General features: G+C 47.5%; 20 protein-coding genes and 1 pseudogene. 4 read left to right on the forward strand and 17 right to left on the reverse strand.

Annotated elements, in window-relative coordinates; translation table 11 throughout:
* Positions 1-133: 133 nt before the first annotated feature.
* From ptsP to J7E78_RS00890, 11 genes are all read right to left on the reverse strand, one after another.
* Positions 134-1,846, reverse strand: a complete 1,713-nt coding sequence (gene ptsP / locus J7E78_RS00840) for a phosphoenolpyruvate--protein phosphotransferase (RefSeq protein WP_215074501.1) — start codon at positions 1,844-1,846, stop codon at positions 134-136.
* Complete coding sequence (locus tag J7E78_RS00845; RefSeq protein ID WP_036617010.1) at positions 1,839-2,114, reverse strand: HPr family phosphocarrier protein; 276 nt, start codon at positions 2,112-2,114, stop codon at positions 1,839-1,841. The genes ptsP and J7E78_RS00845 overlap by 8 nt, the downstream gene beginning before the upstream one ends.
* Positions 2,115-2,191: 77 nt before the next feature.
* The gene (gene ptsG / locus J7E78_RS00850) at positions 2,192-4,246 is read right to left on the reverse strand and encodes a glucose-specific PTS transporter subunit IIBC (protein ID WP_215074502.1); all 2,055 of its coding nucleotides are present in this window, start codon (positions 4,244-4,246) and stop codon (positions 2,192-2,194) included.
* Between the two features lie 286 nt (positions 4,247-4,532).
* The gene (glcT, locus tag J7E78_RS00855) at positions 4,533-5,387 is read right to left on the reverse strand and encodes a glucose PTS transporter transcription antiterminator GlcT (protein ID WP_215074503.1); all 855 of its coding nucleotides are present in this window, start codon (positions 5,385-5,387) and stop codon (positions 4,533-4,535) included.
* Between the two features lie 165 nt (positions 5,388-5,552).
* Positions 5,553-7,106 (reverse strand): flotillin family protein, encoded by a 1,554-nt coding sequence (locus J7E78_RS00860; RefSeq protein ID WP_215074504.1) that lies wholly within the window; start codon positions 7,104-7,106, stop codon positions 5,553-5,555.
* Positions 7,107-7,169: 63 nt separating this feature from the next.
* A complete protein-coding gene (locus J7E78_RS00865; protein WP_215074505.1) occupies positions 7,170-7,706 on the reverse strand; it encodes a protease in 537 nt (178 codons plus the stop codon).
* A 282-nt stretch (positions 7,707-7,988) separates the two neighbouring features.
* Positions 7,989-9,152 (reverse strand): iron-containing alcohol dehydrogenase, encoded by a 1,164-nt coding sequence (locus J7E78_RS00870; protein ID WP_215074506.1) that lies wholly within the window; start codon positions 9,150-9,152, stop codon positions 7,989-7,991.
* A 92-nt stretch (positions 9,153-9,244) separates the two neighbouring features.
* Positions 9,245-9,832, reverse strand: coding sequence for an MSMEG_1061 family FMN-dependent PPOX-type flavoprotein (locus tag J7E78_RS00875; protein ID WP_251034736.1), 588 nt, complete (start codon positions 9,830-9,832; stop codon positions 9,245-9,247).
* Positions 9,833-10,004: 172 nt separating this feature from the next.
* Positions 10,005-11,603 (reverse strand): UDP-glucose--hexose-1-phosphate uridylyltransferase, encoded by a 1,599-nt coding sequence (locus J7E78_RS00880; RefSeq protein ID WP_215074507.1) that lies wholly within the window; start codon positions 11,601-11,603, stop codon positions 10,005-10,007.
* 14 nt (positions 11,604-11,617) lie between these two features.
* On the reverse strand, positions 11,618-12,607 hold the full coding sequence (gene galE / locus J7E78_RS00885) for a UDP-glucose 4-epimerase GalE (RefSeq protein WP_017686840.1): 990 nt from the start codon (positions 12,605-12,607) through the stop codon (positions 11,618-11,620).
* A gap of 1 nt (position 12,608) precedes the next feature.
* On the reverse strand, positions 12,609-13,790 hold the full coding sequence (locus J7E78_RS00890) for a galactokinase (RefSeq protein WP_215074508.1): 1,182 nt from the start codon (positions 13,788-13,790) through the stop codon (positions 12,609-12,611).
* A 153-nt stretch (positions 13,791-13,943) separates the two neighbouring features.
* Between J7E78_RS00890 and J7E78_RS00895 the strand changes: the two genes are divergently transcribed.
* Positions 13,944-14,918: an AraC family transcriptional regulator gene (locus J7E78_RS00895; RefSeq protein ID WP_251034737.1), complete on the forward strand. Its 975-nt coding sequence runs from the start codon at positions 13,944-13,946 to the stop codon at positions 14,916-14,918.
* Between the two features lie 81 nt (positions 14,919-14,999).
* On the opposite strand, the gene mgrA is transcribed toward J7E78_RS00895, so the two are convergent.
* The 6 genes from mgrA to J7E78_RS00925 form a co-directional block, all read right to left on the reverse strand.
* A complete protein-coding gene (gene mgrA, locus J7E78_RS00900) occupies positions 15,000-16,007 on the reverse strand; it encodes an L-glyceraldehyde 3-phosphate reductase (RefSeq protein WP_215074509.1) in 1,008 nt (335 codons plus the stop codon).
* Between the two features lie 78 nt (positions 16,008-16,085).
* Complete coding sequence (locus tag J7E78_RS00905) at positions 16,086-16,826, reverse strand: NAD-dependent protein deacylase (RefSeq protein ID WP_215074510.1); 741 nt, start codon at positions 16,824-16,826, stop codon at positions 16,086-16,088.
* A 233-nt stretch (positions 16,827-17,059) separates the two neighbouring features.
* A complete protein-coding gene (locus J7E78_RS00910) occupies positions 17,060-17,731 on the reverse strand; it encodes an HAD family hydrolase (protein WP_311516898.1) in 672 nt (223 codons plus the stop codon).
* Positions 17,732-17,890: 159 nt separating this feature from the next.
* Positions 17,891-18,655, reverse strand: coding sequence for an alpha/beta fold hydrolase (locus J7E78_RS00915; RefSeq protein WP_215074511.1), 765 nt, complete (start codon positions 18,653-18,655; stop codon positions 17,891-17,893).
* A gap of 95 nt (positions 18,656-18,750) precedes the next feature.
* The gene (locus tag J7E78_RS00920; RefSeq protein ID WP_017686833.1) at positions 18,751-19,416 is read right to left on the reverse strand and encodes a bifunctional 2-keto-4-hydroxyglutarate aldolase/2-keto-3-deoxy-6-phosphogluconate aldolase; all 666 of its coding nucleotides are present in this window, start codon (positions 19,414-19,416) and stop codon (positions 18,751-18,753) included.
* A gap of 88 nt (positions 19,417-19,504) precedes the next feature.
* Positions 19,505-20,470, reverse strand: a complete 966-nt coding sequence (locus tag J7E78_RS00925) for a sugar kinase (protein WP_215074512.1) — start codon at positions 20,468-20,470, stop codon at positions 19,505-19,507.
* A 222-nt stretch (positions 20,471-20,692) separates the two neighbouring features.
* On the opposite strand from J7E78_RS00925, the gene J7E78_RS00930 reads away from it, so the two are divergent.
* The 3 genes and pseudogenes from J7E78_RS00930 (at position 20,693) to ilvD (ending at position 24,101) form a co-directional block, all read left to right on the forward strand.
* The gene (locus tag J7E78_RS00930; RefSeq protein ID WP_215074513.1) at positions 20,693-21,733 is read left to right on the forward strand and encodes an acyltransferase family protein; all 1,041 of its coding nucleotides are present in this window, start codon (positions 20,693-20,695) and stop codon (positions 21,731-21,733) included.
* Positions 21,734-21,855: 122 nt separating this feature from the next.
* Positions 21,856-22,098: pseudogene (locus tag J7E78_RS00935) on the forward strand (KGG domain-containing protein); the annotation flags it as partial.
* 317 nt (positions 22,099-22,415) lie between these two features.
* Positions 22,416-24,101 (forward strand): dihydroxy-acid dehydratase, encoded by a 1,686-nt coding sequence (ilvD, locus tag J7E78_RS00940; protein WP_215074515.1) that lies wholly within the window; start codon positions 22,416-22,418, stop codon positions 24,099-24,101.
* Positions 24,102-24,148: the final 47 nt, after the last annotated feature.

Genomic DNA, 24,148 nt, shown 5'->3' on the forward strand with positions numbered 1-24,148 from the left:
TTTATTGCCTATACATTCGCACAAAAAAAAGCCGATATCCACATGATTCACGGATACCGGCAAAATCGCTGCATGAACGCAGCTCATTATCGGAAAAAGAAAAACCTCAAATCCGGAGGATACCCCGGCAAAATTACACTTGAATGCTTTGAACCAATTCAATGACTTGTTCAGCCGTTTGCATATCCAGAGCTTTAGCAGCCAGTTCCTGCATATCCGCACGGGACAGCTTGGTGATCTGGCTACGAGCTGGCAGAATGGATGTTGCGCTCATGCTGAACTCATCCAATCCAAGGCCAAGCAGCAATGGAATTGCTGTTTCGTCTCCTGCCATCTCACCGCACATGCCAACCCATTTGCCTTCACGATGCGCTGCATCGATAACCATTTTAACCAAACGCAAAATGGCCGGGTTGTAAGGCTGGTACAGATACGCTACACGTTCATTCATACGGTCTGCAGCCATTGTGTATTGAATCAGATCGTTCGTTCCGATACTGAAGAAATCCACTTCTTTGGCAAACTGATCCGCCAGAACTGCAGTCGAAGGAATTTCGACCATGATTCCGAGTTGAATGCTGTCCGAAACAGCAATACCTTCAGCAACCAGCTTTTCTTTCTCTTCGAGCAAGACAGCTTTTGCTTCACGGAATTCACCGAGTGTTGCGATCATTGGGAACATGACACGCAAGTTTCCATGTACGCTTGCACGCAGCAATGCACGCAATTGTGTACGGAAGATATCCAGACGGTCCAGACACAGACGAACTGCACGGAAGCCGAGGAATGGATTCATTTCCTTTGGCAGATCCAGGTATGGAAGCTCTTTGTCTCCACCGATGTCGAGTGTACGAACAACGACAGGTTTGCCTTCCATTTTTTCCAGTACGGCTTTGTAAGCATTATACTGAATGTCCTCGGAAGGAAGCTTGTCTCTGCCCATGTACAGGAACTCGGTACGGTACAAGCCTACAGCCTCGCCGCCGTTCTCCAGAACACCCGTTACATCATTCGGTGTACCAATGTTGGCTGCAAGTTCAACATGAACGTTGTCCACCGTTACCGTTGGCTCATCACGCAGTTTTCTCCACTCTGCACGTTGTGCATCATACTGTTCCTGTTTGGCACGGTATTCAGCAATAACTTCATCAGTAGGGTTAACCAGTACGTGACCATCCAGACCGTCAACAATAATCATATCGCCTTGTTTCGCTTGAGCCAAAATGTCCTTGGTTCCAACGACAGCCGGAATTTCAAGAGAGCGAGCCATAATCGCCGAGTGAGAAGTACGACCACCAATGTTGGTTGCAAAACCTTTAACAAATTGACGGTTCAGTTGAGCCGTGTCGGAAGGCGTCAGATCCTCCGCAAGCACGATCACTTCTTCATTGATCTCAGCCGGACTCATGAAGTCGATACCAAGCAAGTGATTTAGCACTCGTTTGGTAACGTCACGCATGTCTGCTGCACGTTCCTGCAGGTATGCACTCTTCATGTTCTCGAACATGGAGATGAATTGAGAAGCCGTTTCGTTCAAAGCAAATTCTGCATTGATCATTTCATCAGTAATTTTTGCTTTTACCGGATCAATCAGTTCCGGGTCATTCAGAATGAGCAAATGCGAAGCAAAAATCTCAGCTTTTTTCTCGCCAAGCTCTTGTAAAGTACGCTCTTTGATCGCCTCAAGCTCAGCCTGGGACTTGCCCAGAGCTGAGTCGAGTTTTGCGATCTCTGCGTCAACGTCGTTGATTTGGCGTTTTTCTACAGAGTAATCAGGATGCTCCAAGATAAACGCCTTGGCGATAGCAATACCCGCCGAAGCCGCGATCCCGGAGACATTAAGCATTAATTTCGCCCAACCCTTCGTTAACCATAACGTCAGTCAAAGCTTGAAGAGCTTCCGCTTCGCCTTCACCTTCAACGATGATGCTGATGGTGTCGCCTTGTTCCAATCCGAGGGAAAGAACACCCAGAATGGATTTCAACGTTACTTTTTTACCGTTAGCTTCTGCAAAGGATTCTGCACCTTTGAATTTGTTTGCTGTATTAACCAGGGCTGTTGCCGGACGTGCGTGGATACCATCTTCGTCTGTAATTCTGAATGTTTGTTGCATTACAATCATCTCACTTTCAGTAGTTTGGTTTAGGCATTGCATATATTTACACTTGCTTGCCATCGTCGTAACACTTCTTATTTTATCTCAATGATTGGCTGATCGCCAACTTTCAGCACTCCACTCTTCTTCAGGGTTACCGTGGAGCCCTCTGGCAGGTTCGTGAAAATAACTGGTGAAATGATGGATGGAGCGTTTGCTTTGACATACTCCAGATCCACTTCCATAATCGGCTGACCAGCCGATACCAGATCACCTTCCTGTACCAGTACGTTGAAACCTTGACCTTTCAGTTTCACCGTATTAACACCTATATGAACAAGTACTTCCTTACCTCCATCGGACATGATGCCCACGGCATGTTTGCTTGGAAATACATTAAACACTTTACCATACACAGGGGATGTTATCGTCCCGTCATGTGGCAAAATTGCGAATCCGTCACCTGTCATTTTCTCGGCAAAGACCGGATCAGGTACGTTTGTGATGTCCAGCAATTCACCATTGACTGGCATTACGATATCCTCTGCAACAATACGCTCCCCTTGCTCACCTTGTGCCTTCTCCTCTTCAGGAGCTGGTTTGGCATCGGCAGCCGGGGTTGGTACAGGTGTGCGACCCGCAATGATATCCTGCATCTGGGATTTAATCGTATCGGAACGTGTTCCGAAGATGGCCTGAACATTATTACCCACTTCAAGCACGCCAGATGCACCCAATTGTTTCAACCGATCTTTTTTAACATTGGATTTCTCATTAACTTCAATCCGCAGACGAGTAATACAAGCATCCAGATGTTTGATATTCTCCTTGCCGCCGAAAGCTTCAAGAATATTGTGTGGCAGATCATCCGTTGATCCGGAACTGCCACCAGACTCTGTTTCAGGCGTTGCGTCTTCGCGACCTGGTGTTTTGAGATTGAATTTGCGAATGATGAACCGGAATCCGAAGTAGTAGATCACCGCAAGAATCAAGCCGACAATAATAACGTCCCACCATGGTGTACGGTTCGGAATAATTCCGAAGATCAGGAAGTCAATGAACCCGCCGGAGAAGGTCATACCGATCTTGACACCAAGAATTTGCATAGTCATGAAAGACAAACCTGCAAAGATACAGTGCACTGCGAACAGAAGTGGAGCTACAAACAGGAACGTGAATTCAAGTGGTTCTGTGATCCCTGTCAAGAACGAGGTCAATGCAGCTGAACCCATGATGCCTGCAACATACTTTTTGTGCTCTGGTCTTGCTTCATGGTACATCGCAAGTGCCGCAGCTGGCAAACCAAACATCATGAACGGGAATTTACCAACCTGGAACGTCCCCGCTGTGAGCTCTACACCATCACGCAATTGATTGAAGAAGATTTGCTGGTCACCACGAATGACATCTCCAGCTTTGTTCACATACTCACCGAACTCAAACCAGAATGGGGAGTAGAAAATGTGGTGAAGACCAAACGGAATCAATGACCGTTCTACAACTCCGAAGATGAATGCCGACAATGTCGGGCTTGTATCTACCATGAAGTGAGATACAGTATTCAATCCATTTTGAATCGGTGGCCAGATAATGACCAGAAGCAGCCCGAGTATGAGGGATACAACCGAGGTGACAATCGGAACAAAGCGTTTACCTGCAAAGAAACCGAGGTAAGACGGCAGTTCGATTTTAAAGAATCGATTGTAACACAGTGCGGCGGCAATACCAATGATGATACCTCCAAACACACCTGTGCTCAATGTTGGGATGCCCAGGATGCTGGCATAACCCGGTACTTCACCGATCATTGCCGGAGTAACCCCTACTGCGGTACCCAGTGTGACGTTCATGACCAGATAACCGATGATCGCTGCGAGACCTGCAACCCCTTCGCCACCGGCCAATCCAACGGCTACACCGACGGCGAACAGCAATGCCAGATTATCAAATACGATCTGACCTGCGTTCATCATAATTGTTGCGATCGAGTTCACCCAAGGGGTGTCGAGCACCGTTACATATTGCAAGAAATCTGGATTAACCAGCATGTTACCGATTCCGAGCAGCAAACCTGCCGCAGGTAGAATGGCTACAGGCAACATGAGAGCTTTACCTACTCTTTGCAATACACCAAAAAGCTTTTTGAACATCGCGTCGTATCTCCCTTTCGTCTAATTTATATGTTGTGATTCAAGCAAGGGAACACAAAAAAGGCATGAATTAATAAAGTAAACTGTGCCTACCTTGGGGTATAGCATACCCTTAATAAGGTAAGAACAATCACACTCTAAATAACTCATGCCTGATCGAGTCAGTAACACGTCGCTTATGTTTATTCAGTTGCTTGATTACGGAAATCATTGTAGCACCACTTCAAATTCATTGCAAGCCTTTACACCAAAAAAATAAAATCCGCATTCCATCACTGGAATGATCTCACTTATTCTCTTCTTCCTTCCGCTGATTCAGCCTTTGCAGATGAATGGTCAGATAACCTACCTCCGCAGGATAAACCGGCAGTTTCAGTCTTTTTTCCATTACTTTGGTCAGTTTCCATGCAAGCGAGTACATTTCGGGATACTCCAACTTAAGCAGGGAATCTAACTTATGAAGCTCTTCCACTTTATCTCCACGGCGAACACGCTCAAGAGCGAAACGAAGATGAGTCAGCAAACGAGAGTAATCGAGCGATTCCGTTTCAAACGAATAATCGAGTTGATCGGACACCAGGTTCACCAAATCAGTGATCAATTGTGAATGTTCACGTACCTGGGATATATTTTGATTGGTCATTGCACTATAGATATGGAGGGCAACAAAACCAATCTCGTCCATTCCCAGATCTACACCCATTTTCTCTTTGATCAGACGAACAGCGTATTCTCCCATTCGATATTCTTCTGGATAAATCTCGCGAGTCTCATATAAAAATGGATTTTGTATGACAATACCCTGCTCTTTGCGTTTTAACGCGAAAGAAATGTGATCAGTTAATGCAATATGGATATGTTCATTCAGAGGAACGTCCGTACGCTCTGCAATATACGTAATAACTTCGTTAATAATCTCGATCAGTGCTTCATCCACCTGTGGAAGAAGCTGTTTGTACTGCTCTTGCTCCTGCTGATTTCTCAAGATGAACATCTTTTCCACAGCCATCAGTGGAATCATGTCATTGGTTTTCCGGTTGAAGCCGATGCCTTTACCAATCACGACGACTTCCCCATGTTCAGGATGCTGTGCAATGATTACATTATTATTTAGCGCTTTGTCCACATGCAGGCTACTCAATGTTTGCACCTCTTTTTTCACGCCATCTTAGGTATGATTAAGTCACACCCTGTTACGAACGAAAAGACATCCGAAGCGGGCAAACCGCGCCGGACGTCTCGCTTAAAAAGTAACAAAATTTCACCCTAAGGTCAATAGAGCAAAGTGCAACAACTGTTGTGGCTCTTACTCGTCAACTCTGGATCTTTCCACAATCTTGTCTATTATGGACGGAGTTGTGACAGATTCACTCGGTTGAACAGCAATCGGTGCAGTTGTTTTGGACTTGGTTAGACCTTTAATTAACTGCTCCACATCGATGCCGGATACGCTCTTGAGCATCTCTGGAGCGGTGGCCATAAGTTCGGTAACATAGTTACTAACCCGGGTGGCACCTTCACCTTTACCCGTATCCACCACAGTCAGTTTATCGATGGACGCGATCGGCTCGGCAATCTTGCCAGCTAACTCAGGCAGCATTTTGACAATGATATCGAGTACAGCTGCTTCGCCAAATTTTTGGAACGCCTCTGCCAGCTTTTCCTTCGCTTCAGCTTCTGCAAGACCACGTAGACGAATGACTTCTGCATCTGCTGTACCTTTGGCAAGTTCCGCATCAGCCATAGCCTGACCTTCAAGTCGCTTCTGTTCAGCCGTTGCCTTCGCATGCGTTTCAATGGAATATTGTACCGCATCCGCCTCACGCATTCTTTTCGCTTTATCCGCTTCGGCAGCCTGCTCCACTGCATAACGATCCGCTTCTGCCTTTTTCTTCACTTCGGCATCGTATTGCTTCTCACGTACAACGATTTCTTTTTCCTGGAGGTCAATCTCACGTTCTTTACGAACGAGTTCAACCTTCATTTCTTCTTCTACCACGGTCTGTCTCGCACGCGCTTCATGGATATGGTATGCCTGATCGGCTTCCGCTTTCGCTGTATCCTGATCCCGCTTAAACGTGGCTACTTTCAGTTCCTTCTCTTTGGCTGCCTCGGCAATATTGGTATCCCGGAGCAACTCTGCTTTTTGGCCCTGTTCTTCCGCATTGGCCTTCTGAATACGCGCATCACGCATCGCTTCCGCTTCAGCAATCTCCGCATCACGCTTTACTGCCGCAATTCTCGGTTTACCGAGTGCATCCAGGTAGCCCTGTTTGTCACGAACATCCTTAATGGTAAATGAGACAATTTGCAGACCCATTTTTTTCAGATCTCTCGCTGCTACTCCCTGAACCTCTTGGGCAAATCGATCCCGGTTCCGATATACTTCTTCCACCGTCATCGTACCGAGGATGGCCCGCAAATGCCCCTCCAGTACCTCCTGTGCTTCGCTTCTCAGCGCTTCTACAGGTTTACCGATGAATTGCTCAGCTGCGGTAGCAACGTCCTCTACAGCGCCCCCAACCTTGATAATAGCGACACCGTCAGCAATAACCGGAACACCTTGCTCCGTGTACACTTCAGGTGTGGAGACATCCAGCTTGTGAGACAACAAAGAGATAAACTCGGATTGCTGGAACACTGGCAGGATAAATGCACCGCCACCACGAACAATTTTAATTTTTCGACCAGAGTCATCATCGGAAATATTCTTGCTACCTAGGAATGACCCCGTAACGATCATCGCTTCATCCGGACCAACCGTTTTGTATCTCGCCCAGAAAGCCAAACCCAGAATCAGAATGACCCCAACCACAACTATAGGAATCAACAACACATCCCAATCTAAATTTTCAATCATGCTACACCTCTCCCCTTAATCATTCATGATGAGTGCTTAAACTACTTAGGTAATTAGAATACTTTATAAATCTTTAAGTACATTTTCATCCCATTCGGACACACGCAGTACACCATCTACGACATCCACTACGACAACACGCGCTCCCGCCGCAATGGGGAGGTGTTCAAAGCTGGATGCAGTCTGAATCGTACTACCGGATGCAAAGCGGATCATCACTTCGCCAAAACCTTTTTCCGGCACCGGAATGGTAATTTCCCCAATTTTCCCTGATAACTCTTTCATTGAAAATGCAATAGAGACATCGCTGTTACGCATCGGTTTGATATATGCGAAGAATACCAGCATAGCTGCAGCAATACCTATAAGCAGGGATAATATTAGACCCGACATCGCACTTAATGAACTATAACGTGTCAGCATGATGCCTGCCCCACCGAAGGTTGTAATGGAACCAGCTAACACAACGGGTTTGAAAAAATCAAGACCTGGCATTTCGAAGGCTCCGTCCAGCAAGCCGTCAATCAAGTCACCCAGCACTAGGCTAATAACCGCAAATATGGCTCCTCCGATCAGACACCCCCAATAAATTGTCTCCATCCCCTGTTCCTCCTCTCCTCTGCCGCAAATTCATCCTAACTGAGCATTCCACATGTAAATAAATACGTAGCTAACATCAAAATGTTTCAAAATCTTTCCTCAAATGTATTCTGGAACCGATATTGGGTATTATCACGACATTCTCTTCTTCTTGCTTCATGTTCCTCCATCATTCACGTGTACAGCCCGAATACATGGAAAAACCGCAAGCCCCCATAAAGGAGACTTGCGGTTTTTGGACAACAGAATGTGTACGTTCACTTGTCAGTGATTATAAAAGAATTATAGAGAAGCCTTGTAGATGGATACAACATCTTCCCGTTGCAGTTTCTTGAAGTTACCGAATGGGCCAAACAGCATCGCTTTGTCAGCCATTACGTCGATCTGGCTGTCATCGATATCGTAATCTGCCAAACGATTAGGAGCACCAATGGATGTCCAGAATTTGCTGAGCGCATCGATACCTTCTTCAGCAACCTGTCTATCCGACTTGCCTTCTGGATTCACTTCGAACACATTGATCGCCAGACGTTTGAATCGATCCACATTGACATCCAGGTTATGTTTCATCCAGTGTGGGAACAAGATCGCGAGTCCACCGCCATGTGGGATATCATATACTGCGGATACCGCGTGTTCGATATTATGTGTTGCCCAGTCTCCTGCGAGACCCATATTCAGCACGCCATTCAATGCCATCGTTCCGCAATACAGAATGGTTTCGCGCAGCTCATAGTTCTCCAGATCTTCAATCAGACGAGGTGCTGCTTCCATTACGGTACGCAGAATCGTCTCACAGAAGCCGAGTTGAACCGGTGTGTTGGCATCCAGATGGAAGTAATGCTCCAATACGTGAGACATCATATCCACCATGCCGTATACTGTCTGGTCCAGTGGTACAGTGTATGTATTCACCGGATCCAGGATAGAGAATGCAGGGAATGAGTATGAACTGCCCCAACCCAGTTTTTCTTGGGTATCCTGATTCGTAATAACCGAACCGGAGTTCATCTCCGAACCAGTTGCTGCCATGGTCAATACTGTACCGAGTGGAAGAGCGTCTTGTGCAACGGCTTTGCGCTGAGCAAAATCCCACATATCGCCATCATACTTGGCACCTACAGCAATCGCTTTGGAACAATCCAGCACACTACCGCCACCTACAGCGAGGATCAGGTCGATGTTATTTGTTTTGCAGAGGTCTACCCCTTTATGCACCGTAGAAAGACGCGGGTTAGGTTCCACGCCAGCCAGTTCAGTCACTTCTGCTCCAGCTTCCTTAAGCAAACCGATCACTTGTTCATACAGCCCACTGCGTTTGATACTGCCGCCACCATATACAAGCAGAACCCGTTTACCGTATTTCGGCACTTCTGTTTTCAATGTTTCCAGTTGTCCTTTGCCAAAAATCAGCCGGGTTGGATTATAGAATTGGAAAGATCTCATATCTATTGTCGCCTCCAATGGAGTTTAGAATTTTAGTGCAACTCCAATTATAGTACCCTGTTTATAGAAAAACAAATCGATAGTCACTCACTTTATAACAACCCGTTAATTTCCAAATGGGCTCTAAACATCTCGCTCGTTGAAGGTAAATCCTCAGCGTCCACCCATGTTTCATAGGCCCATAACCCAGCCTGTTTGAATGCCCGCGGACAATGGATAAAGCACTCTTCCACATCCACAATGACAGCCGCACCTATGGTTTTACCACTCCAGCCCATGCTGGCGATGAATTCCTCATCCTTGGTAATGGATGCTGTACCATTAATACGCAGCACCTCATTCAGACCCGGAATTAAAAAGAGCATACCGATACCAGGGTTAGACAACATGTTCAACAACGAGTCTATCCGCCGATTGCCCGGGCGCTCGGGATAAACGAGCCGATATGGTTCATAGACTTTCACAAATCCCGCTCCATCGCCCCGTGGGGATACATCACTTTTTCCATCCCGATCGGACGTGGAGAGAAAAAATAATGGTGACATGGATAGAAAGTTCTGAACATGTGAATCCACAAATGAGATTGCCTTGTTACGCACATGTTCATGCGGTTCACCCACCATGCCTTGCAGTTCCTCAGCATCTGTAATCAACGAAATATTCAATGCCTGCTTTTCCAATGGTCCGTCTCCCGTTTCTTCATTTTATTGCGATTCCATACACTTCTTCCCATTATACATGCACCGGAAGGTCCGGTCATTCCAATGTGCGGACGATATCACAAACACACCCGCACATGGTTGCGCGGGTGTGTTTGTAGTCCAATGTTTTCTCTGAATCTGAATGATATATCTATTCCGTATATCCCATGCTGCTTACAAAACGACGGAAAGCCTGGCGTCCTGCTTCATCATATTTGTAGACACCTGCATGCTCCAGAATCTCGGCAAATTTCAAGCCGACTTCCTGCTGTACAATGGCAACGGCTTGTTCTTTATTCAGGTTGGAACCAAAGCGTTCAATCAATTCTTCCGCCCAGCCCAGATGTTTGTTCAACACATGATCAGAAGCTTTGGCGGCTTCAGCAAGTTTGGCATCTCCAGCGAGGATATCCGCGATACTGTCCAGTTCTTCTTTCAAACGACCTGGCAGGATGGCAAGCCCCATCACTTCGATCAGACCAATGTTTTCTTTCTTCAGATGGTGCATTTCACGATGAGGATGGAAAATCCCTTCAGGGTGCACATCATTCGTGCGATTGTTACGCAAGACGAGATCCATCTCATAACCACCATCTGCACTACGACGAACGATTGGTGTTACCGTATTGTGTGGTACTTGTTCCCCGTCCACTTCACTGAATGCTTCAATATCCACAGCAGAATCACTGTAGACCTTCCACGCCTCATATACTGCGTTACCTGCTTCAAGCAGTTCTGCAGGATCGTGTGAAGCCAGACGCATCACAGACATCGGCCATTTTACGAGACTCAGTGTGAGTCCAGGTGCATCCGCATGGCGGAAGACAGCCTCAGGCTGTGCATTTTGAATCGCGAACGTATGACGTCCGCCCTGGAAATGGTCATGTGTCAGAATCGATCCGCCTACGATCGGCAGGTCCGCGTTAGATCCGATAAAGTAATGCGGATATTCCCCTACAAAGGCAAGCAGTCTGCGCAGTGTATCTTTGGTCAGTTTCATCGGCACATGATCATGATGGAAAATAATGCAGTGCTCGTTGTAGTACACATACGGCGAGTATTGGAACAACCAAGGCTCGTTGTTAAGCTCCAACGGAATGACTCTCAGATTCTGGCGAGCCGGGTGATTCACCCGACCAGCGTATCCTACATTTTCACGACACAGCTGGCATTTTGGATATATCGGAGGCGGAAGCAATTTGGCCATGGCAATTTCCTTTGGACTTTTCTCCGGTTTTGACAGGTTGATGGTAATCTCCATGTCTCCATAGGGCGTGTCCTGCGTCCAGTAAACGTTCTTCGCGATCCGATCCATCCGAATGTAGTTGGAGTTAATCGACAAGTCATAGAATTGAGATGTGGCCGCCTCAATACCCTCCGTCTGCTCTGTGTGACGGAATGCGCGTACCACTTCGGATGGGCGTGCCATTAAATGACCCATGATTTTGGCATCCAGCAAATCACGGAACGTATCACTATTTTCAGGAATGAGTCCAATGGAAAATCCATAATCAATCAACGTATCCAGCATAGCCTGTGGGCCATCGGGCACAGTCGTGTCCAACTCGCCGGCATAAGGCTCTGAGAATCCGAATTGTTCCAGCAGGAGGTTGCGGCTATAATCCCAATCCGCTTCCTCGATTAATTGTTTCTGCAAGGCAAATGCAACCAGACGTTCAATGGCATGCAGTGCTTCCTGCTGCTCCGGTGTCCGCTCTGTGGCACCTGCTGCAAGTTGAGTCTGTGACATAAGGTGTTCGCCTCCTAGTTTTTTCCGTAGCCGTCAGGACGTGATTGGTGCCAGCTCCAAGCGCTTTGAATGACATCTTCCAGATTGGTCCATTTCGGATTCCAGCCCAGGACGGATCTCGCTTTTGCAGATGAAGCTACCAGCACAGCCGGGTCACCTGCGCGACGTGGTTCCTGTACAACCGGAATATCGAGGCCAGTCACTTTTTTAGCTGTTTCGATCACTTGTTTTACAGAGAATCCTGTGCCGTTACCCAGGTTGAACACGTTACTATTCTCACCTTTGCGTAGATAATCTACTGCACGCAGATGCGCATCAGCCAAGTCGCTCACGTGGATATAGTCACGGATACATGTTCCATCTTCTGTTGCATAGTCGTCACCAAACACGGCGATGTGCGGGCGTTGTTTTAATGCTGTTTGCAGTACAAGTGGAATCAGGTGACTCTCTGGTTGGTGATCTTCACCGATTTTGCCACTATCATGAGCACCGGCTGCATTGAAGTAACGCAGGGAAACGTATTTGATATCCTGAACTTTATCGAACCATGACATCATGCGCTCCATCATCAGCTTTGTTTCGCCGTATACGTTGGTTGGCTCTGTACGATCGCTCTCTTCGATTGGCACTTTCTCAGGCTCGCCGTAGGTAGCTGCTGTAGAGGAGAAGACGATGCGGCGTACGTTCGCTGCATTCATTGCTTCCAGCAGACAGAGTGTACCAAATACGTTGTTGTCATAATATTTAACCGGGTCTTTCATACTCTCGCCTACGAGCGAGTTGGCTGCAAAGTGAATCACCGCATCGATTGAATTTTCAGCGAACAGCTTCGCCAGAATTTCTTTGTCACGCAGATCCCCTTCATACAACTTGCCGCCGAGCAGCGCCTCACGATGCCCTGTCTGCAAGTTATCCAGTACGACAACCTCTTCCCCGCGTTCCAACAATGCTGCTACCGTATGAGATCCAATATACCCTGCTCCACCTGTCACCAAAATTGCCATTTTACTTCGCCTCCTTCAATTCTTTAACACCGTCACCTACGCCGCACACATAAAAATCACCTTTGAGACCGGTACGCGCTTCATATGCAGCGCCAACTTCACTTACAAAACGCTCAACATCGTCTTCATGCACAAGTGATACGGTACAACCGCCAAATCCTGCACCAGTCATCCGAGCACCGAGCGTGCCTGGAATCCGCTGAGCCTCTTCAACCATAACGTCCAGCTCATCACAGCTTACTTCGTACAAGTCGCGAAGCGATTCGTGTGAAGCATTCATCAGCTTGCCGAAGGATTCCAGATCATTGATCCGCAATGCCTCCACCGAAGCGAGAACACGTGCGTTCTCTTCCACAACATGTTGTGCACGATGTCTTACTTTCTCAACGTTGATCTGATCCTGTAGTGTTACGAACTGCTCTGGCGTCAATTGAGCCAGGTAATTCAGTGCAGGCAGCTGTTCCTTCAAGATGGCAAGTGCCTGCTCGCATTGGGAGCGACGTTCATTGTAAGCCGAATCCACCAGACCGCGGCGTTTGTTCGTGTTCCCGATGACCAATTTGTAGGAGCCTGTACGGAAAGGAACCTTTTCGTACTCCAGTGTGTCACACATTAGCAGGATCGCGTGATCCTGAGCACCGTTTGCTACAGCGAACTGATCCATGATTCCACAGTTGACGCCGACGAACTCATTCTCTGCCTTTTGGGAAAGAAGTGCCAATTGAACCGTATCAATATCCGATACACCCTCCAGAGACTGAATCGCGAATCCGGTGAGTACCTCCAGAGATGCAGACGATGAAAGTCCTGCCCCATTTGGAATCTCCCCGTGGTACAGGAAGTCGTACCCTTTCGTTACTTTCACGCCTTTGCCTTGCAGTTCAACCATGACGCCAACTGGATAGTCAGTCCATTCTCCGGTCTTCTCCTTACCTATTGTGGAGGTATCCAGTGCCCCTTCATAGGACATGTTCGTGGAAGCCAGTTGCAATTGGTTGTCTTGACGCTCACGAATAATCAATGTTGTCCCGAATTCCAGTGCTGCCGGAAGCACGTATCCACCGTTATAGTCAATGTGCTCACCGATCAGATTCACACGCCCTGGGGCATGAAATACACGGATGTCCGCTCTACTCTCTCCGTACTTCTCAATAAACTTTTGTTTCAATTCAGTTACGTTCACTGCTGCTGCACCTCGCCTCGTTGTTGTGGTTTCCTTAATGTTATTATATAAGAAAGCGATCCCTCTTGTAATGCAACCATGTGTGTTTCATATGGATAAATGTGACCTTAAGGCGTATAATGATCGAAGCATCCCGGAAAGAAGGAAACAAGTATGACAGACCCATTCAACGCCAAGAAAGAATCCCTTGCATCTTCTACAGAAAAAATACAGGAGCTGCCTTCCGGTAAAAGCGGAGCACTCAGTTATTCGGTTGCCTCCAATCCTGTCTATTATGAGCAAGGCGCACTGCATGTCCTGTTTGCCGGGGCAAGCCAGACCCTTCCGGGTCACTCCCTCGGCCCCAAACTGTTCGATTATTATCTGCTGCATTATGTAGAAAAAGGAGCGGGTACGTTCCGTACCGAACTACACACCTACGAGTTATCCGCAGGTGATTGTTTTCTCATTCATCCCGGGCAGCTGGTAAGCTACCAGTCTCACGCCCGCAATCCATGGCAATACCGCTGGATCGCCTTCACAGGCAGCCAGGCTAGCCAACATACCGAGGAAGCCGGATTCCGCCTGGAGAAGTCCGTTTTTCATGCCGGACCCTCCTGTGGAATATCCAATTGGCTATCCGTGATGCAGGATGCTTTTGCCGAGCGCAAAGAAAGCTCCCATTTCACATCACTGGGTACGTTATATATGATTCTAGCCGAAGCACAGAATCACCTTTCGCAGGGGCAAACCTTAATTCCAGGTGAATCCTCCATCCGACGTACGGTGAAACAGATGATTCAATATATGTCCACCCAATATGCCTATCCTGTCTCCATTGAACAAATGTCCGCGAGTCTCGGGTACAACCGGGCCTATCTATCCCGTATTTTCAAACAGGAAACTGGTCTTTCCCCAGTCACTTATTTGCTAAAACTGCGGATCGACAAGTCGCGCCAACTCCTGAGAGAACGACCGGATCTGTCCATTGAACAGGTATCTGCATCGGTTGGACTGCCAGACGCGTTGTATTTCTCCAAACAGTTCAAACGATTTCATGGTGAAGCGCCCAGCTTGTATCGAGACAAAATACTGTCCCGCCCACTACATCAGGGGTTACAGCAGAATGCTCAACAAATCAAACGGTGAGCAACATAACGGACGGAACCACATACGACAAAAAAAGGTGCATTCCGCCATTATGGCTAAGATGCACCTTTTGCACTTTATTTATTTGTCATCAGGCTCCGGAGACAGGATGGATTCAATCCGTTCCAATTCCTCTGTAGAGAAATCCAGCTGACTGAGCGCAGCCACATTCTCTTCAATCTGGGAAGGACGACTTGCGCCAATCAGCGCAGAAGTTACCCTGCCATTACGCAGCACCCATGAGAGTGAAAATTGGGCCAAACTCTGACCACGGGCTGCTGCAATCTGGTTCAGCGCACGCACTTTGCGGAGCGTCTCTGGAGAGATGTTGTTCTCATTCAGGAATACCGATGGTCCTTTGGCACGTGAGTCTTCCGGGATACCATTCAAGTATTTGTTCGTAAGCACGCCTTGTGCCAATGGACAGAATGCAATACTGCCTGTTCCATACTCATCCAGTACGTCCTGCAAACCATCTTCAATCCAGCGCTCCAGCAGCGAGTATTTCGGTTGATGGATTAACAGAGGCGTACCCAGACCTTTCAGAATTTCGGCAGCCTGTCTTGTCTGCTCTGCGGGATAATTGGAGATCCCTACATATAGGGCTTTGCCCGAGCGAACAATATGATCCAGTGCCATCATCGTTTCTTCCAAAGGTGTTTCGGGATCATAACGATGTGAATAGAAAATATCTACATAATCCAGGCCCATACGCTTCAAGCTCTGATTCAGACTGGATACCAGATTTTTGCGCGAACCCCACTCGCCATACGGCCCGGGCCACATATAATATCCCGCTTTGGTGGAGATCACAAGTTCATCCCGATAAGGTTTCAGATCCTGGGCCAGTACCTGTCCAAATAGCTGCTCTGCAGAACCTGCCGGTGGGCCATAATTGTTGGCAAGGTCAAAATGGGTAATGCCCAGATCAAATGATCGGGTAATCATATTACGGCCGTTCTCAGCGTTATTAATACCGCCAAAATTATGCCACAGCCCCAGTGAAATCGCTGGCAGTTTCAAACCTGAACGTCCAACGCGGTTGTATTTCATCGTTTCATAGCGAGTATCGCTTGCTACGTAGACCATTATGAATCCCTTCTTTCCCCAGGTTCCGCCTCTTGCATCCGGTCTATACCGGAGAATGCGGTTATTCAGTACATACGTTCAACCAAGAAGCTGGTCCACACTATTCATTACCTCGCCAATCGGCTCTGTAATCAGCAAATCAGCCCTGCGGTCGTAAGCGGTAGGTGTAGCGTTGAGCAGAACGGTATGTTTTCCCTGAAAATACGTAATTAACTGGGCCGCCGGATATACCGTCAGTGACGTGCCTCCCACCAGTAACAGATCTGCAGAAGACAGTGCATCAATGGAACGATACAATGTTGTCTGATCCAGCTCTTCCTCGTACAGCACTACATCCGGCTTGATCACACCACCACATGTGGTACAGCGAGGTACGGTATCTTGGGATTGTATAATATCATTCAGCGCATAAAACTGCTTGCAATCCATGCAGGCATTACGATGAATTGAGCCGTGAAGCTCAAAAACATTGCTGTTGCCTGCCTTCTGATGCAGTCCGTCGATATTTTGCGTGATCACTGCCTGAAGTTTTCCTTCCTGCTCCATACGGGCTAACAGTCGATGGCACCCATTCGGTTCAGCATCTGGATGAAGCATTTTACCTCGATAAAAATCATAAAAAATATCGGCATGTTGATCAAAAAAATGTCGACTTAACAACTCTTCCGGTGGATAAGGCGAATGCTGCTCCGTCTGATACAGACCCGCAGCCGAACGGAAATCGGGAATCCCGCTTTCCGTTGAAGTCCCGGCCCCTCCGAAAAAAACAATCCGGGAGCTTTCCTGAATCCAGGCAGCCAGTTGTTCTATTGCGTTCATCCTCTCTCCTCCTTTTATTTACTATATAAATTGAACTAAAGAATATTTACACTGACCACTCCGATGACAGAACAACCTTCCGATCGCTGTTATCCACAGATTTTTTTGATTCCTTTCCTAAGGGGAAAATCCGAGGATAAAGGCGAACACTCCGTTTCTTCAGGTTATTTCTGTCCTCTCCATTTCGTGTAAATGGTAGTTCAATTTATATAGTCCAATCAGGTCAGGGTGACTTATAAAATAACGCTTATCTCATTATAATGACGAATAATGGCATGGGCATCAACCAGATGTGATCCTTGATCTGACTGTTGACAGTAACCGAGCGTATAGGATACGCCTGCGTGCCGCCCCATCTGCATATCTCCATTGCTATCTCCAATTACAACGGCCTCCGCAGGATCGATATGTAATTCACGGCAAGCCAGGAGTGCTGCTTCTCCATCTGGTTTGCCCTGTGTCACCCGATCACAGCCCACAATAGAGGTGAAAAAGGAACGAATTCCCATCCAATCCAGATGTGTTTCTGCTGCCGCTGTACTGTCTGAAGTGACGACCGCCAGAGGTATGTCTGCTGCTCTGCAACTTTGTAAGAAAGCAAGTAATCCTGGAATCGGTTCAGCCGATTTGCGCTCTCTTACCGATCTCATGGCTACACTTGAAAATTGGCGTATCGTTGTGATCGCTTCATTCCATGGTATGCCTGCTGCATATAGCTGCCCGGCAAGCAATCCCGTGCACTCATCCACAGTCGCAATGGCCAGCGGGCCTTGCGGATCATATCCAACAATATGACCTTCTGCATTATGAATGGTGCCCAGGACGTGCTCCCGTTCAACTGTAAATGAAGCTCCGAGTTCATTCATACGTGATTGCAACTGATCCAGTAATGCCACGGCCCCCATAGCTGGAGAAATTCCAACAGTGTTCCATCTTTATCAAACAGGATACCTTTACATGGGATCTGCGCTCCACTCACTTGAAGCATGGTCATCCATATCACCTCCATCAAGTTATGCTATAAATGTGAATGCATACAGTCCTTAATGCAGAATAATTAAAATCTATTTGATCGTACTTAACCAAGCCAATACTGTCTTGACCGTCTGATTAAGTTGTTCTTCTCCACTCACTTCAGCCTCGCCATCCCCTTTTTGATGACCATAATCACCGAACTGTGCGTGGTTTCCACCTTCAATGGTGTAATATACCGTGTCTTCTGGAAGATACATCCGTCCACTCTGATACTTTGTGGCATTCACGACCTCATCTTTAGTTCCCAGAATAGATAAAGCAGGTATTCCAAGTGACTTTACGCTTCCTTTTTCATCCGGGTAGGATGCCAGAAAGAAGATGCCTTTTAGTGCATCAGGATGCGATGCTACATAACGTGCAGCCATGGACCCACCGAGAGAGTGTCCACCCATAACGAATTGTTCGTCTGGATATGCAGCCAGAATCTCATCCGCCAAGTTTGGCTTGAGCACTGCCAGATTAACTGGCATTTTGGCAATAATCGTGTGATGACCGGCAGCAGCCAGCTCATGGGCAAGTGGTGCGTAACTTTCCGGTTTTACCAGTCCACCAGGGTAGAAAAGCACACTTTTCCCCGTCCGTTTGTCTGGCACAAAATCAATCCAGTTCTCTTGTTCGCTCACGGTCACCTTATTGGCTGTTTCCATGGCCGTTTGAGCTCTTTCCTGTGGACCGTATGGTGTGAATAATTTCCACGCAACAAATCCACACCCAATGACAATGAGCGCCAGAAGTACGAGCAGGAATTTCCCGATGCCCCTCTTCTTGCGCCCCGTATTATACCGATTTCTCAACGTTAATCACCTTTCTTCACTTCCGCAGGTGCCGCGGCTCACAGAATTGGGAGCCTTCCTTCATCAGGCTCCCCTTCTCCGAAATTGAACAAATATTATTCAGCCTTGGCCTTGCGGTAAGCATCCATATATTGTTCCGCTTTGCGACGGACATGACTCAGGTCACCCGTCTTCACAGCTTCCGATGTCAAGTCGGAGCCGATACCTACCGCCACTGCTCCACCCTTGATCCAATCCCCCAGATTAGACAAGGATACCCCGCCAGTTGGCATAAAATTCGCCTGCGGCATAGGGCCCTTCATCGTTTTGATAATCGAAGGATCATACAGATTACCCGGGAACAACTTCACAATGTCCACACCGAGTTCCAATGCGCGTTGAACATCAGCAATCGTCATCACACCAGGCAGAATCGGAATTCGATACAGATTGCAGATCTGAACGGTATCCGGGTTCAGGGAAGGTCCAACGACAAACTCGGCACCCGACATAATAGCTGCTCTCGCAGTTTGCGGTTCAAGCACTGTTCCCGCACCAATAATAGCGAATTTCTCTGGATCTTGTGTGTTCCAATGGTATACACGGCTTAATTTTTCAATGGCTTTGAGGGCACTGGGTACTGTCATCGTAATCTCGATAACTTTAATGCCACCCGCAATCGCTTGCTCGGCCATGGCAATGACTTGATCAGCAGAATCTGCACGCAGAACTGCCACAACCCCATTGTCCGTAATCTTTTGCAACAGCTGAAGTTTCTTCATTTCATTCTCTCCCTTGTCAATGTGGTGGTTGTGTATACAAGCCTTACATTTAAGAACGAAGATGAGCCATATATGATGTCAGCAGCGACTAGCGCTCAACATGGGCAACGTTGTTCAGCTTGGCCTCGACCTGCCCCCACGTCGGGAGCGCCTCCCAATCGCCAACAGCCTGTATAACCATGGAACCGGTCAAATTGCCGAGACGGGTTGCTTCCTGCGGGGAGTATCCTTTTAACAAACCCGATAAAAATCCCGCGCAGAATCCATCTCCTGCTCCTACCGTATCCAGAACATAATCCGCCTTAAAGTACGGAACTTCCGTTAGGGTACCATTCGCCAATACGTAGGTCAAATCAGGGCCACCCTTCACGATGCACACAGCATTCATGGCAGATAAACGCTCAAGCACTTTTTGATCATTTTCTTCGTTATATAGAAGTTTCATCTCGTCCAGACCCGGTAAAAAGTAGTCCGCCAGTTCAGCTAAACGCAGTAAAACTGGACGTGCCTCATCCGCTGACCATAGTTTGAGACGCAGATTTGGATCAAAGCTTACTTTCACACCTGCCTGTTTGGCAATATGTATGGCAGCCTCTACCGTAGCAAGTCCGGACGGGCTTATCGCTGCCGTTATACCCGTAACATGTAATATCTTCGCCCCGGCAATATAGTCGGGATCCAGATCATCAGGTGTAATCGCACTTGCAGCAGATAACTTCCTATAATAATGCACCGAGACTTTCCCGGAAGCGTTCTCACGAATCATCAAACCAGTGGGCTCGTGATCACTTAACCGTACTCGGGATACATCTACGCCTTCACCGCGAATGGCTTTCAGAATCATACTGCCGATCGGATCATTGCCCAAACGTCCAAACCAACCACTGGTATGCCCTAGCCGGGATACGCCAATAGCCAGATTGCTCTCAGCACCCCCGAAAGACTTGTCCAGTGTCGCTGCATATTCCAGCCCTCGTGTATCCTTGGCAGTCAGCAAACCCATACTTTCCCCAAATGTAATAATTTCCGGGCTTGGATAGGGAGTCGTTGACATGATTCCTTCCCTCCTTATATTTACATTTCCTCATCTTCTGTTACTATTGTCATCCTCTATGCAACCGTTGTCAATCCCGGAGCGTTCATTTTGTTGTCACAGCTTTGAGAAAAGATAACGCTTACCAATGTGAATTAAATCACAATAGATAATGCGCATCCATATTACCCTTATTACAGATGCAAATGACCTTGCAACCAGGGTCTATAAGGGGGCTGCAACATGAAAAATCAGACACTGATCCGGGATGATCAGGAATCTTTCTTTTATAATCTGCGCTTTATGCTTATCGTCTGTGTCCTTGCTGGTAATGCACTTGAACCACTCATCACACGCTTTGCAGGAGCGGAAGCTCTGTTCCTGTGGATATATACGTTTCACATGCCACTCTTTGTATGGGTAACCGGGTATTTTGCGACACACTCACTTCAAGGTGCATCTGGACGAAACGTCCTGAAGCAGATTGCCTTACAGTATGTACTGTTTCAGTCCTTATACGCATTGATGGACTTTACCGTATTCCACACACCCCATATGCGGCTATCCTTCTTTGCACCTTACTTGCTGTTATGGTTTCTCGCGAGTCACTTCTGTTGGCGACTGTTGCTTCGTCTGACGATCTCATGGAAACCGATACATCGGCTGATTGGATCGATTACGCTCGGCGTAATTGCTGGGTATTTGCCTATCGACGGATTCTGGCTCAGCTTCAGCCGTACGTTTGTGTTCTTGCCGTTCTTTGTCATCGGTTATGACTATGGAGCAACCATACGTTCTTGTTTATTATCCGGTTGGGGGCGAAAAACCGCAGCCATCCTCTCCGCTGCACTGTTGGTATGGATCGGGTATGGCGGTTTGAATATTTCATCCGGATGGTTACTCGGCAGCATGACGTACGCCGAACTGGGTCACCACGAATGGTATGCCGGTATCTTTCGACTTGGTGTCTACCTATTGGAGGTCACATCTGCAGCACTGTTCTTGGCCTGGGTACCTTTCTTGACTTCCAGACTGACGGACCTTGGACGACGCACACTCTATGTGTTCCTGCTGCATGGTTTTCTCGTTCGTCTCGCGATCTGGTCTGGAGTCTACAGTTATATGGGAAGTTCGGCATATATTCCAGTCATACTTGTCATCGCCGTACTCTTCGCAGTCACACTTGCTCTGCCGGCTGTACGTTACACGTTCAAACCCTTAATTGAACCGGATATATCCCGCTTTTCTTTCACTCGACATGAGGTGTTCAAACGGTCGGCCTAACGCTCTGACAGACTCTTCACCACCGATTCTATCCGGGTACGTTGTTTCAGGCTGGAAATAAGGTGGTAAATTAGGGATACGCGCTACAAAAAACAACTTATCGTTGTAGGGAGTGATTTGTAATGGCACGTCAACCGACGTCAGAACGCAAGATGAGCCGTGAGGAAGCTGGCAGATTAGGTGGCAAAGCGACTTCCAAGAACCATGATCGAAGCTTCTATCAGAAGATTGGAAAAAAGGGTGGAGAAGCAACTTCAGATGCCCATGACACTGACTTTTACAAGCAGATTGGCCGCAAGGGCGGCGAAGCAACCTCCGAAACTCATAATAAGGAATTCTATCGTGAGATTGGACGCAAAGGTGGAAGCAACTAATGAATTCCGCTCGCCACATCGAAACATGATCATAGCTTTCCCGCAAACCAAGAAGTCTAATTCCATGAAAATGGTTTGAGGCTTCTTTCTATTGATTGTAGAAATATGACGACGGTTGTGATAGACTCAATAGAAAAACCGGGTGTTCACGGGTTTAAAGCAGCAAAGAATTTCACAAACTACGGGGAGCTCGGCACCGGCATGCCGGTCCTTTTTTTTAGAGTACGGATGAAATTAAACGACAGATGCACTGCCATTTACTTTTCCATTCATGTTGCTCAATATTATATATTTGGGGGGAATACACCATGTCAGCCAAGAAGATGCGTTCCGATATGATCAAAAAAGGTTTTGACCGTGCACCACACCGGAGTTTGCTCCGCGCAGCGGGCGTTAAAGAAGAGGATTTCGGCAAGCCGTTTATTGCCGTATGTAACTCATACATCGATATCGTGCCCGGCCACGTCCACCTTCAGGAATTCGGTAAAATTGTAAAGGATGCTATTCGTGAAGCGGGTGGCGTTCCATTCGAATTCAACACCATCGGAGTAGATGATGGAATTGCCATGGGACACATTGGTATGCGTTACTCGCTGCCAAGCCGTGACATTATCGCGGATTCCGTGGAAACCGTTGTATCTGCACACTGGTTCGACGGCATGGTATGTATCCCGAACTGTGACAAAATCACACCAGGCATGATGATGGGTGCACTCCGCTGTAATATCCCTACCGTGTTTGTCAGCGGTGGACCGATGAAAGCCGGTCGTGACAGCAATGGTAAAGCTCTGTCCTTGACCTCTGTATTTGAAGGCGTAGGCGCTTATCAAGCAGGTAAAATCGATGATAAGAGCTTGCTTGAGCTTGAACAGTTTGGCTGTCCAACCTGTGGATCATGCTCCGGTATGTTTACTGCAAACTCCATGAACTGTCTGGCTGAAGCGATGGGACTGGCTATGCCAGGTAACGGAACCATCCTGGCTGTTGCTCCTGAGCGTCGTGAGTTTGTTAAACAATCCGCTACCCAATTGATGGAACTCATCAAAATGGACTTGAAACCACGTGATATCGTAACTGTAGAAGCGATCGATAATGCGTTTGCACTGGATATGGCGATGGGCGGATCTACGAATACAGTACTGCACACGCTGGCACTGGCTCATGAAGCAGGTATCGAGTATCCAATCGAACGTATTAATGAAGTAGCGAACCGCGTTCCACATCTGGCGAAACTTGCACCTGCTTCCGATCTTCACATCGAAGACGTTCACAATGCAGGGGGCGTAAGCGCAGTGCTGAACGAATTGCTCAAGAAACCAGGCGCGATTCATGGTGACTGCATTACGGTTACTGGTAAAACAATCCGTGAGAACGTTGAAGGAAAAGAAATTCAGGATACCAATGTCATTCACCACTTGGATAACCCGCATTCCGAAAAAGGCGGTCTGGCTGTATTGTTTGGTAACCTTGCACCACAAGGCGCTATCATCAAAGTTGGTGCGGTTGATGCTTCGGTTGGCGGATACCACAAAGGTCCTGCCATCTGCTTTGACTCCCAAGAGCAAGCGCTCGAAGGTATTGCTAACGGCAAAGTGAAAGAAGGACATGTTGTTGTTATCCGTTATGAAGGACCAAAAGGCGGACCAGGTATGCCTGAGATGCTGGCTCCTACTTCCCAGATCGTAGGTATGGGGTTGGGTGCCAAAGTGGGTCTGATTACCGATGGACGCTTCTCTGGCGCATCCCGCGGAATCAGTATCGGACATATCTCTCCGGAAGCAGCTGAAGGTGGTCCAATCGCCTTTGTTGAAGAAGGAGACATCATCGAGCTGGATCTGAACAACCGTATCATTGAATTACACATCAGTGACGAAGAGTTTGAACGTCGTCGCGCAGGTTGGAAAGGTTTTGAACCAAAAGTAAAAACCGGTTACCTGGCTCGTTATTCCAAACTGGTTACCAATGCAAGCAACGGTGGCGTACTGAGTATCTAATTCACTAATAAATAAAGGGTTGCTCTTCTGCCAAATCTGGCGAAGGG

Origin of the sequence: Paenibacillus polymyxa, assembly GCF_018614975.1 — a bacterium.
Lineage (GTDB): Bacteria > Bacillota > Bacilli > Paenibacillales > Paenibacillaceae > Paenibacillus > Paenibacillus polymyxa_E.

Excerpts from the sequence above, each read along its gene's own strand:
- ptsP (WP_215074501.1), bottom strand. The coding sequence starts at position 1,846 with ATGCTTAATGTCTCCGGGATCGCGGCTTCGGCGGGTATTGCTATCGCC.
- J7E78_RS00845 (WP_036617010.1), bottom strand. The coding sequence starts at position 2,114 with ATGCAACAAACATTCAGAATTACAGACGAAGATGGTATCCACGCACGT.
- ptsG (WP_215074502.1), bottom strand. The coding sequence starts at position 4,246 with ATGTTCAAAAAGCTTTTTGGTGTATTGCAAAGAGTAGGTAAAGCTCTC.
- J7E78_RS00860 (WP_215074504.1), bottom strand. The coding sequence starts at position 7,106 with ATGATTGAAAATTTAGATTGGGATGTGTTGTTGATTCCTATAGTTGTG.
- J7E78_RS00865 (WP_215074505.1), bottom strand. The coding sequence starts at position 7,706 with ATGGAGACAATTTATTGGGGGTGTCTGATCGGAGGAGCCATATTTGCG.
- J7E78_RS00870 (WP_215074506.1), bottom strand. The coding sequence starts at position 9,152 with ATGAGATCTTTCCAATTCTATAATCCAACCCGGCTGATTTTTGGCAAA.
- J7E78_RS00880 (WP_215074507.1), bottom strand. The coding sequence starts at position 11,603 with ATGTCACAGACTCAACTTGCAGCAGGTGCCACAGAGCGGACACCGGAG.
- galE (WP_017686840.1), bottom strand. The coding sequence starts at position 12,607 with ATGGCAATTTTGGTGACAGGTGGAGCAGGGTATATTGGATCTCATACG.
- J7E78_RS00895 (WP_251034737.1), top strand. The coding sequence starts at position 13,944 with ATGACAGACCCATTCAACGCCAAGAAAGAATCCCTTGCATCTTCTACA.
- mgrA (WP_215074509.1), bottom strand. The coding sequence starts at position 16,007 with ATGGTCTACGTAGCAAGCGATACTCGCTATGAAACGATGAAATACAAC.
- J7E78_RS00905 (WP_215074510.1), bottom strand. The coding sequence starts at position 16,826 with ATGAACGCAATAGAACAACTGGCTGCCTGGATTCAGGAAAGCTCCCGG.
- J7E78_RS00910 (WP_311516898.1), bottom strand. The coding sequence starts at position 17,731 with ATGGGGGCCGTGGCATTACTGGATCAGTTGCAATCACGTATGAATGAA.
- J7E78_RS00920 (WP_017686833.1), bottom strand. The coding sequence starts at position 19,416 with ATGAAGAAACTTCAGCTGTTGCAAAAGATTACGGACAATGGGGTTGTG.
- J7E78_RS00925 (WP_215074512.1), bottom strand. The coding sequence starts at position 20,470 with ATGTCAACGACTCCCTATCCAAGCCCGGAAATTATTACATTTGGGGAA.
- J7E78_RS00930 (WP_215074513.1), top strand. The coding sequence starts at position 20,693 with ATGAAAAATCAGACACTGATCCGGGATGATCAGGAATCTTTCTTTTAT.
- ilvD (WP_215074515.1), top strand. The coding sequence starts at position 22,416 with ATGTCAGCCAAGAAGATGCGTTCCGATATGATCAAAAAAGGTTTTGAC.